Annotated in this window: 9 protein-coding genes; 7 read left to right on the top strand and 2 right to left on the bottom strand. The window is 46.9% G+C overall.

The window, feature by feature from the left end; genetic code table 11:
• Nucleotides 1–18: 18 nt before the first annotated feature.
• Together NYE45_RS22790 and NYE45_RS22785 are read right to left on the bottom strand one after the other, a co-directional pair.
• Nucleotides 19–270 carry a cysteine-rich CWC family protein gene (locus NYE45_RS22790; RefSeq protein ID WP_340014130.1) on the bottom strand — a complete coding sequence of 84 codons (252 nt, stop codon included), beginning with the start codon at nt 268–270 and terminating at the stop codon, nt 19–21.
• Nucleotides 271–406: 136 nt separating this feature from the next.
• Nucleotides 407–2,410, bottom strand: a complete 2,004-nt coding sequence (locus NYE45_RS22785; protein ID WP_340014129.1) for a DNA mismatch repair protein MutS — start codon at nt 2,408–2,410, stop codon at nt 407–409.
• A gap of 512 nt (nt 2,411–2,922) precedes the next feature.
• Here NYE45_RS22785 and NYE45_RS22780 point away from each other — a divergent pair.
• From NYE45_RS22780 to NYE45_RS22750, 7 genes are all read left to right on the top strand, one after another.
• Complete coding sequence (locus tag NYE45_RS22780; RefSeq protein ID WP_340014128.1) at nt 2,923–5,259, top strand: AraC family transcriptional regulator; 2,337 nt, start codon at nt 2,923–2,925, stop codon at nt 5,257–5,259.
• A 282-nt stretch (nt 5,260–5,541) separates the two neighbouring features.
• Complete coding sequence (locus NYE45_RS22775) at nt 5,542–6,495, top strand: sugar ABC transporter permease (protein WP_017686861.1); 954 nt, start codon at nt 5,542–5,544, stop codon at nt 6,493–6,495.
• 45 nt (nt 6,496–6,540) lie between these two features.
• Complete coding sequence (locus NYE45_RS22770; RefSeq protein ID WP_062835838.1) at nt 6,541–7,413, top strand: carbohydrate ABC transporter permease; 873 nt, start codon at nt 6,541–6,543, stop codon at nt 7,411–7,413.
• 61 nt (nt 7,414–7,474) lie between these two features.
• Nucleotides 7,475–8,974, top strand: coding sequence for an extracellular solute-binding protein (locus NYE45_RS22765; protein ID WP_036674498.1), 1,500 nt, complete (start codon nt 7,475–7,477; stop codon nt 8,972–8,974).
• A gap of 24 nt (nt 8,975–8,998) precedes the next feature.
• Nucleotides 8,999–10,111: a glycoside hydrolase family 88 protein gene (locus NYE45_RS22760; protein WP_340014127.1), complete on the top strand. Its 1,113-nt coding sequence runs from the start codon at nt 8,999–9,001 to the stop codon at nt 10,109–10,111.
• A gap of 180 nt (nt 10,112–10,291) precedes the next feature.
• The gene (locus tag NYE45_RS22755; protein WP_340014125.1) at nt 10,292–11,803 is read left to right on the top strand and encodes an extracellular solute-binding protein; all 1,512 of its coding nucleotides are present in this window, start codon (nt 10,292–10,294) and stop codon (nt 11,801–11,803) included.
• Between the two features lie 347 nt (nt 11,804–12,150).
• The gene (locus NYE45_RS22750) at nt 12,151–13,419 is read left to right on the top strand and encodes an S-layer homology domain-containing protein (protein WP_340014123.1); all 1,269 of its coding nucleotides are present in this window, start codon (nt 12,151–12,153) and stop codon (nt 13,417–13,419) included.
• The last annotated feature ends 607 nt before the right edge of the window (nt 13,420–14,026 follow it).

Below are 14,026 nucleotides of genomic sequence, written 5' to 3'. Positions count from 1 at the left end.
AGAAGAGCCATACAGTTGTTAACTGTGTGGCTCTTCTTTTGGTTGGTGTTTATCGGTATAGTCATCCAAACAGCGTTGACATATGCACGATTTTCGGCGCTGCTCTGCCGGAATACGGTCAAATACACCTTCGGGGAAAGTAGCCCGGTTACACCAGCATTCCGAATGCGGATGTCCTGCGGCATAGGAACAGCGATTAGCTTCCCCGCATACTGGGCAGACAAGAACATCGATATTGCTGCGCTCTTGATTGTCTTGTTCTGCAGACATTGGGTTCCTCCCTCCCTGTGAATAGCTACGAGCTGAAGTTAAACATACTGGTCCCAGTATAACAGAAATGTGCTGGTGATCATGGAATTCATTGTGTATATGAGTTCCATTCCACTACATCTGTTTCTCCCATCGGCTATTCTTCAGGCGGTAATTCGATCTGAAGGCCTTCCACATGTTTGCGTCCCATCAATTTACGCTTCTTTCGATTTTCCTTTGTTTCTAGCACAATGTCCAAATCATAATCGTCACCTGGATAAAGCTCATTGGCAGATATATGCAGAGTCAGGCGTTTCTTATGGATTTTGACTTTGCGTCCTCTGAGCATGACCCCGATATTTCCACGGCTATCCTCCACATCACAGACGATGCCCGACTGATTAAGATAGGCTGCATATACCCGATCCCCTTTGCGAAAATTTTGGGCAGGAGCAGGGGGATGTGACTCTCTGGGTGTTGTTCTTTTGTGGAGACCTAATGAATCTTTTGGTTGCTTCCACTTATCCCGTTTGGACAACTCTACTGGGCTGTCTGATACTGTAACGGAACCAGCAGGCGTCAGGACCGGAGTTTCCACAGGAGGTGACGTGAACCCTAATGTACGATCTCTCGAAATACTTTGATCGGACAGGGACTTGGATCGCTCGATAATGCGCTGTGGCATGCCCAGCTTTAATGCGATGGAATAAGCATAGCTCTCACCAGCTTCTCCGATACGCAATCGATACAGCGGCTGGAGAGAAACGGTGTCAAATTCCATACGGGCATTTTCGAATCCTGGCGTGGCAGCTGCAAAATGTTTGATTTCACCAAAATGTGTTGTCGCCACAACGGTTGCTCCGCGCCTGTGCAGTTCCTCCAGCATGGCGATGGACAGTCCAACGCCTTCACCGGGATCTGTGCCGGAAGCCATCTCATCAATGAGCACCAGCGTCGATGGATTGGCCTGTTCCAGTATGCCAATCATATTGCGAATATGTGCGGAGAACGTACTGAGCGCTTGTTCCAAACTTTGCCCGTCACCAATATCAACTGATACCTCGTTATAAACAGCCATCTCGCCACCTTCCTCCACCGGAATAAGCAACCCCGATTGCATCATCAGGGTTAGCAAACCAAGTGTTTTGAGTGCGACCGTTTTACCACCGGTATTTGGGCCAGTAATAATGAGCGACGAATACGTTCTGCCGATGGCAAAATCAAGGGGAACCATGGAAGAACCCATGAATGGATGACGTGCACGTTGAAGGCTGATGTGGCCCTTTGTATTGACTCGAACGGTTCGCCCATCCATAGTGGCCGCGTATTTGGCTTTGGCAAAGAGGAAGTCCAGCACACCTACCGTTTCGGTGTTCAGAGCGATTTCACGGCTATATGATTCGGCCAGGGAGGTTAAATCACCGAGAATTCTCATCTCCTCTCGGGACTCCTCCGCTTGTAGAGCGGCCAATTCCATCTGCAGACTTACTAACTCAATAGGTTCAATATATACGGTTTGCCCGCTTCCGGATTCATCCAGCACACTGCCTTTCACCTGTTTACGGAACTCTTTCTTAATGGGCAGAACTGTTCTTGCTCCCCGTTGACTGATGACATGTTCCTGCATAATGGATCGATGTTTACTCACCAGAGAATCAAGCTTTCGTTTCATACGCTCCTCATTCACAGTCATTTTTTTACGAATTCGAATCAGTTCCTTGCTCGCCTGATCCTGAATGCGTCCACTATGGATGCAGCGTTCGATCTCACTCAGCAAAGGTGCGATCAGAATCATGGATGCTGCATAACGACTGACGGTGGGAGCGGCCCCTGATTTGCCCTCCATGTATTTCATGAGTTGTGCGCAGCTCCGCAGGAACTGAGCGAGATGACTGAAGTCGCGTTCACTGAATAGATAACCAGTGCCAAGCAGATCCATAATGGTTTCCATTCCGTCCAGTGAAGGGAGGGGGATGCTGGCGCCAAAACGAATTAACGCAGCGGCTTCCGCTGTTTCTTCCAGGCGAATCTGGATCAGGTGAGCATCTGCCATCGGTTTTAGTTCTCGGGCATAACGTTTGCCCAGATAAGACAGGGCGCAGTCTGCAACGTTTTTTTGAATTTGTGGATAGCCCAAACTGTTTAATGTGTTTTCATTCATGCGTAATCTCTCCTTGGATTTGAATTGGGAATTCAGTTGACGCGCTGAAACATATTCCTGGAAAACGCAAAAAGGGCGGAGAATGAACAAACGTCATTCTCCGCCCTAAACGTATGGGAAAGCAGAGTCCACTACAGGTCTATATTAAAAAATCCGCGCTGAACTCAGCGCGGAAATAGACCCGGACAATGACAATCCCGGAGGCGATTTATGATATCCGCTGTTCTTAACTAAGTACAGGGATCTGGCGCATCATGAAATACACGTATGCCATAAGGGCACAAGCGCAATGAAAGGCCAAACTCCTGAATATGAAACTTGGTTAGTTAAGAACATTCACCGACATTAAAAATCTCTCCTTTGATTGAGGAATATGCAACCAATATAAACTGGAAATTGGTTTGAAGTCAACCTTTAGAATAAATGAGTGGACTTGAATAAGAATGGGTTTTAAAATAACAATAGTAAAATAATCCAATGAAAGCGATTTTATAAGAAGGAGGATGCTCTTCTTGCCTAAGTATTTACTGCGTTTGCTCTGCTTTACCCTGATCCTCGGAGCCCTTCCAGTCATTGTTATTGGTTCCGTCTCGTATACGATTGCATCGCGTGACATTGAGCAGAAGGTGCGTGAGAGCAATCTTCAGATATTGCATCAGACCCAAATGCGGGTAGAACAAGTTCTGCGCAGCCTGCAATTATCATCCATCCAGTATGTAAATTCGCCTTTGGTACTACAAGCGATGAAGAAACCACTAGACAGCAGCGAGTTTCAGGAGATTCGTGATCTGACTTCCGGCTTTAACAACTTGCAAGCGGTTACGAACATTGACCAAGCCTATCTGGTTAATCTGGATGAAGATTGGGTTGTTTCGATGCGTTCTTTTGGTAAATTGGATGATTTCAGCATTCGAGACCGGATTGGCTCCTATCTGACCTATACCAACAGTTTGTTCTGGGTCACTCAGAATGCGAGTTCTGCCAAAGAAAGTGTACCTGTGTCAGCAGGCATGGGTGAATTAACACCCGAACAGGCACCTACCCTTATATCATCCGATAATGTGGTAAGCATGGTATTCAAGATTCCGATGGTACCAACGAATGTGAAACCCAAAGGCTTTCTGGTCATCGATATTGCTGACGCGGAGCTTAGTACATTTCTGAGTCGCAATCCGAATTCCGGGGACTTGTACGTTCTGGACCGGGAACAGAAATATTTTTTGAATGATACCCGGCAAGGTACGAAATATGACACTTTAAATAAAGAAATCCACGAGATCGTCCAGACGACGGGGGAGCCAGAGGGATTTTTTAGTGCAGAGGTGGAAGGTAATCAGGTTGCGGTCAGCTATAGGCAGTCTCCGCTTAATGGCTGGTTATACGTGTCCGTTGTATCTCTAGGGCAGATCACGGCTCAGTCGCAGAAAATTGCATTGGTTACCGGCGTTGCTACGCTGGTCATGTTGTGTGTAACGGGACTGGTCGCCATATACGGCAGCCGGCGGATGTACTCACCGATCTCCAGATTGCTGCAGTTTACGAAGGGGTTGGATGCTCCAGTTGCTCCATCAGGGCGGCGTCAGGATGAATTTATCTATATCGAGGAGCAGCTGTCAACGTTGTTCAGTTCGGAGAAAACGATGCGTGAGCAGATGAAGGGACAGCATGTGCACCTCCAGGAGTTTTTTATGACCAAGCTGCTAACAGGCAAAATCTCGGAAGAGGATTTCAGATATCAGGGAGAATTGTATGATTTTCCGACAGGGTGGGCGAGTCTTGGCGTGCTCATGCTCCAGATGGATACCTTGGAAGGAACCCGATATGAGGAACAGGATCGGGATCTGCTGCTATTTGCTGTCAACAATATGGTAGGTGAGCTCCTTCCTTCGGCAGTTCGTTTCACCCCCGTCATGCTGGACGATGCTCAGGTCACCGTACTTGCCTCCGAACTGACGGATGAGGTGAAGCTGAAAGAATGGATGCATACCCAGGCAGACTGGATTCGCGAACGTGTCGTGACCTATCTGAATCTGCCCGTAAGTATCGGCATCAGTCGTTCTTACACTTGTATTGGAGATACGCCAAGAGCAGTTCAGGAGAGCCGCGAGGCACTGCAAGGACGGGTGAGTCTGGGCAGCCGTATTATTTTGCATTACGAGGATATACAGCCACGAGGTCAGATGGAGGCTGCGTTGTATACCCAGTTACGCATGATTGAGGATCAGCTCGCTTCTGCGCTCAAGCAAGGAGATGAAGAGAAGACGGACGCCTACTTTAAGCAATATTTGGGGCTGCTTGCAGACAAGAAACTTCATTTCAGTGAATACCCCGTCATTATGGTTCAGTTATTGTCTCGTGTATATCAGCTTGTGCAGGAGCAAGGCGGAGATGTAGCCGAAGTATTGGGTGAAAAAGCATCCATGGCACATTTGCTGAAGTTGTCCACATTGGATGAAATGACCAATTGGTTCCGCAAGCGGCTGTTCCTGCCCGTCATCCGTTTCTGGCGAGAACAGGAAGAATCCCAATACATGAATATTGCAAGGCGTATGATTCGTTTGATCGAGGAACGTTATGATCGTGAGTTGTCGCTGGAAGCCTGTGCCGCTGAGCTTAATTTTCATCCTGTCTATCTAAGTCGGGTATTCAAGAAGGAAGCCGGAGTCAATTTTACGGAATATCTCGCAGAGTATCGTATGGAAAAAGCAAAGACCTGGCTGCAAACGACGAATCTTAAAATATCGGAAATTGCCGAGAAATTAAACTATACCAATCCAACCGCATTTATCCGTACGTTTCGCAAAATCACAGGAACGACCCCCGGCAAGTACCGGGAGCAGCAGCGATAAAACAAGCCTGCTCTGCCCGCCATGGCAGGCAGGCTTTTTCATGTCCGGATGAAGGAAGAGGACCGCTTTTCTCCATGAAGTTAAGACAGGAATATGGAGGTTGAAAGCAGTTCATTGCTCCTTTAAATTCTGTGATGTAAACGGGCTAAAGCCTTGCTGCACAAGGGAAAACAAAAGGCTAAAACGAGACGATAGCCAGTCATTCGTTTATCCTCCACAATGAAGACATGAATTCAGGAAGTGATATTTTGTAATCGTTTCCAATGTGGGGAGGAAGACAATATGAAAGCCGAAACGGCGGCTCGAACACGGCCCGCTACCCGCAGTGACAAAAACCTGCTGTGGAGAGACATTATCAAAAACCGGTGGCTGTATATCATGTTAATACCGGGTGTGCTTTACTTTGTTATTTTCAAATACATACCCATGTATGGCATCACGATGGCTTTTCAGGATTACACGCCTTACAAGGGCATCTTGGGAAGTGACTGGGTAGGGTTTAAACATTTCCAGCGTTTCTTCGGAGAACCGCAGTTCTGGACATTATTTCGGAATACGTTTTTGCTTGCCATTTATAACATTGTATTCTTTTTCCCACTGCCGATTGTACTGGCACTCATGATGAATGAAGTTCGCCGTGAACGGTTCAAACGATTTGTACAAACGCTCGTCTATGTTCCACACTTTGTTTCCTGGGTTGTTGTTGTCGGTGTGTTCTACATGCTGTTCACAACCGAGGGCGGTGCCATTAATGAACTGCTCTATAACCTGACTGGACAAAAAGTGGCGTTCCTGCTTGAACCCGGATGGTTCCGAACGATGATTGTCGGACAATCCATCTGGAAAGAGGTTGGTTGGGGCACAATTATCTTCCTGGCGGCGCTTTCCGGTGTGGATACACAGCTCTATGAAGCTGCACGGATTGATGGTGCCAACCGCTGGCGCCAAACCTGGCACATTACGTTGCCGGCCATTCGCAGTACGATCGTCATTTTGCTCATTCTGCGTCTGGGCAATTTCCTGGATACAGGCTTTGAACAGATCTTCCTGATGCTGACTCCGACGAACCGGGATGTGGGCGAGGTATTCGATACCTACGTGTACACGAAGGGTCTTACCCAGGCACAGTACAGTTATAGTGCTGCTGTCGGGTTGTTCAAATCGGTTGTCGGGCTGGCGCTTGTCCTTGGTGCCAATACGCTGGCCAAAAAATTCGGGGAGGAAGGCGTCTACTAACCCTCGGGTGCAGACGTTCTTCACCAGACGGGAGTGAACATTAAGATGCAACAGGATAAAACGTGGGGCAACCGGATCTTTGATTTTGTGAATCACGGCTTGCTGCTGTTGATTGGAATCGTGACGGTCATCCCGTTCATTTATATTTTGGCTGTCTCGTTTACCAGTCCGCATGAAGTGGCTAAGGGAGGATTCATTCTTTTTCCAAAAGAGTTCTCTCTGGCTGCGTACCGTTACATTTTCTCTACAGATACCTTGATTCGCAGTCTGGGTGTATCGGTCTATATTACGGTGATCGGTACCTTTATTAACCTGCTGTTTACGTCACTTATGGCGTATCCGCTCTCCAGGAGATATTTGCGTGGACGCCAGCCCATTTTGCTCGGTGTATTGTTCACGATGCTCTTCAGTGGCGGGATGATTCCAACATACTTTGTCGTGAAATCCTTGCACCTGACGGATACGTTGTGGTCGCTGATGCTGCCTACCGCTATTAGTGCATTTAACTTGATCGTACTCAAAAACTTCTTCCAGGCCATTCCCGACGAACTGGAGGATGCAGCCAAAATTGATGGATGTAACGATGTCAGCGTATTGTTCCGGATTGTACTGCCGTTGTCCATGCCAGCGATGGCAACATTTTCACTCTTTTACGCGGTGGCCCACTGGAACAGTTTCTTCAGCGCTGTTATCTATATCAACGATAGTGAGAAGTGGCCTGTCCAAGTCTGGCTGCGTGAGATTGTCATTCTGGCACAGAGCCGAATCGGAGACACGAGTATTGAAGAGACCGAGATCCAGCCACTTACCATTCGCATGGCCGTTATCGTATTCTCCACGATTCCGATTATGCTGGTATATCCATTCCTGCAAAAGCACTTTGCTAAAGGCGTGATGCTGGGTTCGGTGAAAGGTTGAGTCGGCACATGGTTCAAAGTCAGTTCACTATGACTGCATAAAAAAGGGAGGTTTTCAAGTTATGAAAGCAACAAAAAAGAAAGCCGTAGCTGTCTTGAGCACACTGGCACTGGTGACAGGTTTGCTGGCAGGATGCGGATCAGATGAGGGTCAGGCTGCCGAGGGCGGCGTACAGAATGTGTCCATAGCTATTGCACAGGTGGGTGATGTGCCAAGCAAAGGCAATGAAGTTCAGCAAAAGATTGAAGCGTATACCAATACCAAACTGGATATCCAGTGGATTCCGGCTTCGGCCTACAATGACAAAATCAACGTGATGATCGCTTCAAGCGATATGCCGAAAATTGTGAAGGTGCAATATAACCCAACGGTGACCAGCGCGATGCGCAATGACGTGTTCTGGGAAGTGGGACCTTTGCTGAAAGACTACAAAAATCTGTCGGCACAGAACGAGCGTTTTTTTGACAACATCAAGGTAGAGGGCAAAATCTATGGGGTTCCTGTATTCTCGGATATTGCGCGTGCTACGGTAATCTATCGCAAGGATTGGTTCGAGAAGCTGAATCTTAAGGTACCAGCCACACCGGATGAATGGTATGAAACGATCAAGACACTGGCAACCTCCGATCCGGATGGAGATGGTCAGGATAATACGTTTGGACTAATGCTTTTCAAAAAATACAATGAGGACCAATATTCCTTCACAACACGCCTTGGCGTAAGTTTTGGTGCACCTAACAAGTGGAAAGTTGAAGATGATGGCAGCTTCACGCCGGAATTCATGACACCGGAATATATGCAGGTGCTGGATCTGCTAAAACGTTTGTACGATGAGAAACTGCTGAACCAGGACTTTGCCGTATTCGACTCTACGGAAGCGGAGAAAAAGTATGATTCCGGTGTTGTCGGTATCCGTGTTGGTGTTGCGCAGAACGGAAAAAGTCAGCAAGAGCGTCTGTCCAAAAACAATCCCGATGGTGTGGTAGACATCGCTGGGTTGCTTGGAGCGAACGGAGATCGTGTTGCAGGACAGACGGGTAACTCCGGCATTCTGGCATTCCCTAAATCAACGGTGAAATCGGAAGAAGAACTCAAAAATCTGCTCTCCTTCCTGGATAAATTGATGGACCCTGAGATGGCTACCCTGTTGATGCGTGGTATGGAAGACAAACATTATACCAAAGTGGGCGAAGATCAGGTGGAAATGAGTGACTTTGATGCATTCCAGCGTGAAGTGAAGCCTTATCGTGACAACCTTCCTTATGTCGAAGGATATAACGTACCGAAATTGAAGGATACCGAACTGGGCGAAAAAGGTACGGCACTTGCCAAGGAACTGGCGGAGCACGCTGTGCCAAACCCTGCGCTGACGTTATATTCTCCAACGTATGGTGACCGTGGGGCGGATTTGGATCAGGTGATTGCCGATGCACAAACCAAATACATTATGGGCAAGATCGATCAAAGTGGCTGGGAAAAGGAAATCGAGAATTGGGGCAATGCGGGTGGAAACAAGATTCGTGAGGAATATGCCGAAGATTACAAAAAACAGGCTCAATAAGGAGCCGGAAGCGGAGGCTTGATCATGAAGGAAACATTGCAATTCACATCCGTGCGCATGGCACAGCAGTTCATGGAAAGTTATCGCAATCATGAGCTGTACCCCAAATGGCATTATGAGAACGGCTGTCTGCTGAAAGCGCTGGAGGAGCTGTATACGCACACGGGGGAGCAAAAGTATTTTGACTACATCCGTGAGCTGATGGATCATTTCGTGCAGGAAGATGGCTCGATTCGCTCCTATACGATCGAGGAATATAACCTGGATCAGATCAACCAGGGGAAATCGTTGTTCCTGTTGCACGAAAAAACGGGAGAAGAGAAGTACCGCAAAGCTGCGGAGTTGCTTATGATTCAGCTCAAGGGACAGCCACATACAAGTGAAGGCGGATTCTGGCATAAAAAGATTTATCCTTTCCAGATGTGGCTGGATGGATTGTACATGGCTACTCCATATCTGACTCAGTATGGCGCAGTGACAGGGGAAGAGAAGTGGTTTGACAAGGCTGCCCTTCAGCTCTTGCTGGTGGAGCAACGCACACGTGATCCGCGTAGTGGTCTCTTGTACCATGCTTGGGATGAGAGCAAAGAGCAACGCTGGAGTTCGGGAGAGACCGGATGTTCTCCACATGTCTGGAGTCGGGCGATGGGCTGGTATGTGATGGCGGTTGTGGATACATTGGATCACCTCCCCGTAGATCATCCGCAGCGCGGACAGATTGTGGGTATCTTCGAACGGGTAGCAAATGCACTTGTGCATGTGCAGGATCAACAGACCGGACTATGGCCACATCTGCTGGATCAACCGGGACGTGAGCGGAACTATCTGGAGGCTTCCGGGACATCGATGTTTGTCTATGCATTGGCCAAGGGTGTGCGTAAAGGATATCTGAGTGGCAAGTTCAAAGCAGTTGCTGAAAAAGGGTATCAGGGTCTGCTGCAGCATTTGTTACAAACGGACCGTGAAGGCGTGCTGTCCTTGACGCAGTGTAACGGCGGAGCCGGTCTCGGAGGAAGCCCGTATCGTGATGGGTCTTACGAGTATTATGTGACTGAATCCATTCGGATCAATGATCCGAAATCGGTCGCTCCGTTCATTTTGGCAGGGGTGGAGATTGAACTTTACAAGTCCAACTAACATGTACATGAGAACGGAGAGGGCAGAAATAATCTGAGGAAGCGAAGCGTTCGCCTTTATCCCCGGATTTTCCCCTTTTTAAAAGGGAATCAAAAAATCTGGGGATAACAGCGATCTGAAGGTTGTTCTGTCATCGGAGTGGTCTGTGTACATAACCTTATCCAAAAGGAGAGATGGTTCATGAGTCCAAGAGGTCCAATGTCCCGTTTAGGCGGAATCGTTGTAATTGGTGCAATGTCCGCTGGGCTGCTCGCAGGTTGCGGGGGAGAGAAAGCGCCTGCTGCAGGGGAAGGTAAACTTCCCATTTCCATCTCTTTAATGCAGGTAGGTGATATACCCGCCAAGGAGAACGGGATTGAACAGAAGATTGAGGAATATACGAATACGGATGTCAATGTACAGTGGATTCCGCAGTCTGCTTTTGATGATAAAGTGAACGTTATGGTTGCTTCAGGTGAGATGCCTACCATTATGCGTGTAAATTACGTACCGACAACGTTTAATGCCGCCAAAACGGGACTGTTCTGGGAACTGGGGCCTTACCTGAAGGATTATAAGAACCTGTCTGCCCAATCCGAGGCTTATTTTAACAATATCAAGATTGAAGGTAAGGTCTACGGTATTCCGAACTTCCGGGATATTGGACGGACCGCTATCGTATATCGCAAGGACTGGTTTGATACGTTGAAGCTGGATATACCGAAAACGCTGGATGACTGGTATGAAGTGATGCGCTCCATTCGCAAGGATGACCCGGACGGGAATGGTAAGGAGGATACCTACGGTGCACTGCTCTTCAAAAAGTATAATGAGGGTGTCTCTTCCCCACTGACACGGATCGCTGTAAGTATTGGCGGCGTTAACAAATGGGGTGTGGACGATGCTGGGAAATTGACTCCGGAGTTCCTGACCACCGAATATGTGGATACGATGAAGCTCTTCAAGCGACTGTTCAGCGAGGGATTAATTAATAGTGATTTCCCTGCCCTTGACCCTTCCGATGCGGACAAAAAAATGGATTCGGGCCTGGTTGGCATGAAGCTGAATGGTGTGGCCCAGAACGGAAAGTCCTCTCAGCAACGGCTTACGCCTAATGCTCCGGACGGAGAAATTGATGTGGCTCCGTTCCAGGGAACCGATGGTATTCGAATCGCCGGGGAGCCAGGAAACTATGGAATGCTGGTCATCCCGAAGGCGTCCGTAACGGATGAGGAGCAATTGAAGCAGGTTCTCACGTTCCTGGATCAGTTGATGGATGAGGAATTGAGCGCGTTGCAGCTCCGTGGGTTGCTCGATGTTCACTACACCAAGACTGCTGATGGGAAAACCGAACTCAAGGATTTTGACGCTTATCAGCGTGAAGTGAAACCATATCGGGATAATCTGTTAAGCATAGAAGGCTATAACGTTCCTGAACTAGTCGATGTTCCGATTGGCATGAAAGGAACGAAGATGGCGCGTGAGAATGAGCAGTATGCCATCGCCAATCCGGCACTCACCCTGTCTTCGGCGATCTATACTGAGCGTGGTCAGGAGTTGGATCAGATGATCTGGGATGCGCAGACCAAGTATATTATGGGTAAAATCGATGACGCAGGTTGGGAGCAGGAAATCGCGAGCTGGAGAAAAGCTGGTGGTGATCAATTGATCACGGAACTGGAAGCATCCTACAAGGAGTTAAACGGAAAATAAGACTGGATGGAATAAAAAAGGGTTGATCAAATGGAATGATATGGTTTATTCTATGAGTGAGTTCATTTTCCAATATCATAAGAAAGACCACACCCTTAAAGCATAAGGCTATGAATCTGCGGATTCATGGCTTTTTTTTGTTTTTTTAAGCGAATGAAGTAGGTCTATGGAAGGAGTGATGCACGCCTTGAAGTGATGGGGATGGGCGAAAAATAATACCAAAAGCCTAGTTCAACATGGTAGAATATTGATTATTATGGCAAATTTAGGTTTTGGTTGTGAAGAGAAGTAACTAGGTTGACTAAGCAAAGACCCCCCATACTAAGGTACATAGGAGCGTGAGTAGATTGAAGAAGCAGATCGAAGGGCATGAGAAGAAGAAAAAACGGAATGTTTGCATCGTCGGGTTGTTAACGACAGTTGTATTGGCAGGAACACTATTGCCCGTTGGACCCGTACATCTGACCTCAACAGCGATAGCTGCATCTGGAACAAGTGACACGGCCCTTAGCAAGTTCAAAGATATTAAAGGCCACTGGGCCCAAGCGACGATTGCCAAAGCTTATGAAAAGAATTTGATCTCTGGTTACCAAGACGGAACGTTTCGTCCAAATGGCAAAATCACGCGTGGGGAATATGCGACCATACTTGCCCGTGCGACTGGACTAGAGAAGGTAGAGGGGCAGAATCCCTTTGCCGATCTCAAGGGACATTGGTCGGAAGCGGCGGTTAGCCAGCTTGTCGGACAAGGATTCATTAACGCTGGGGATTACGCCAAAGGGTTCAATCCGAATGCGGAGCTGACGCGATACGAGATGATGAAGTGGATTGCTAATGGACTGATGAAGTCCGGGGGCAGTTTCCAGGATGCTTTTAACGATACAAAAAACACGCTACTTCCCACACCAGAAGTGAACCGCGGCACCATTCGTGCCGAGCAGATTCCGTATCTTGCCCTCGTTCGTGGAACAGGCATTGTCGGTGGATTTCAAGATGGCACATTAAAACCAGCGGATTCCACCACTCGTGCAGAAGTGTCAGCCATTTTGCTGCGTTATATGGATGTGGAGGGCACGGATGCCGGGAAGTATAGTGACCTGAATGAGATGAGAGAGGTCGGCACGACGGGTACGAATCTAACGACGATTAGTAATTATAGGTATACTAAAAATTCAGTTAAAGTAAGTGATATATCTAAAGAAGAAACTAATTTGTCTAATAAGTCTGGTGTAGTTACGCTTCATCGATATATCGTCGTGGATGTTACTCAAGGTAAAGCGAAAGGCATCTATGCACCATTATTTATCGGTCCAGAAACACATATTTTCAAAGGTAATTACATGGCTTTTGCAGATATATCTTTTACATCAAAAATTGAGAAATCCAATCTAATCACCTTTAATGGCGGTCTATACAATGGTTTTTTACAGTTTAATCGATTGGACCTTAAGCAAGCATCCAAGAATGGCTTAGTTACTATTCCAGAAAGTTCAAGGGATTTGATAAAAAAAGATGTGAAGAAGAGATTTTGGATTACATCCGTTTTAGATGGTAAAAATGGAGCATATTCCTTCAATCAAAAAAGTGAAAATATACTAAAAATTCAGAATATGTAAGTCAAACTTAATGGTGGTGGAAATATTTTTGTGTGCCCATGTTGAGAAGAAATCCTTAATTTTTATCTCAATGTTTCTTATTTATATGCTATTTTTTGATTTCACATCCTCAATTGAAGCTTCAAGTTCAGATTCGTATGGACCTAAAAAGCAAAAAATATCTAATACTGTACAATCTGAAAAAAGAATGGCGAATCCAGGTGTTTACTGGTATCAACTTGATAATGGTAATTTCAGGGCAGACCATACTTCTGGACCAACTCTCTCGGAGAACCTTAATTCTAATTCATGTTCTAAACCGTACCCAGCTGAGAGGGATATACCTAACGAAGTTGATTTTTCCAGATGGCCAGCTGAACAATGGCCAGAATTCCAATCTCAAAGAATTACACAGCGGATGGTAGAAAACATTCGTATTAAGAGCGTAGATTATCAAACAAGTATGAAGCAGTTGTTCTATACAGGGGTAGGTACTACAGTTATAAGAGAAGGTAGTACTGTCGTAAAGATCATTACCAAAACAGGAGGTTCACACCAGGTAACTGAGTGGAATGATTATGAGAATGGTGGTAGAACAAATCAAGGTTGTCTCAAGCAAATAGTAGCC

It is taken from the genome of Paenibacillus sp. FSL K6-1318 (assembly GCF_037976905.1).
GTDB lineage: Bacteria > Bacillota > Bacilli > Paenibacillales > Paenibacillaceae > Paenibacillus > Paenibacillus amylolyticus_A.
This window is presented reverse-complemented; position numbering and strand designations above follow the sequence as displayed.

What these genes read in the sequence shown, in the direction of transcription:
- NYE45_RS22790 (WP_340014130.1), bottom strand. Translation starts at nt 270, where the DNA reads ATGTCTGCAGAACAAGACAATCAAGAGCGCAGCAATATCGATGTTCTT.
- NYE45_RS22785 (WP_340014129.1), bottom strand. Translation starts at nt 2,410, where the DNA reads ATGAATGAAAACACATTAAACAGTTTGGGCTATCCACAAATTCAAAAA.
- NYE45_RS22775 (WP_017686861.1), top strand. Translation starts at nt 5,542, where the DNA reads ATGAAAGCCGAAACGGCGGCTCGAACACGGCCCGCTACCCGCAGTGAC.
- NYE45_RS22770 (WP_062835838.1), top strand. Translation starts at nt 6,541, where the DNA reads ATGCAACAGGATAAAACGTGGGGCAACCGGATCTTTGATTTTGTGAAT.
- NYE45_RS22765 (WP_036674498.1), top strand. Translation starts at nt 7,475, where the DNA reads ATGAAAGCAACAAAAAAGAAAGCCGTAGCTGTCTTGAGCACACTGGCA.
- NYE45_RS22760 (WP_340014127.1), top strand. Translation starts at nt 8,999, where the DNA reads ATGAAGGAAACATTGCAATTCACATCCGTGCGCATGGCACAGCAGTTC.
- NYE45_RS22755 (WP_340014125.1), top strand. Translation starts at nt 10,292, where the DNA reads ATGAGTCCAAGAGGTCCAATGTCCCGTTTAGGCGGAATCGTTGTAATT.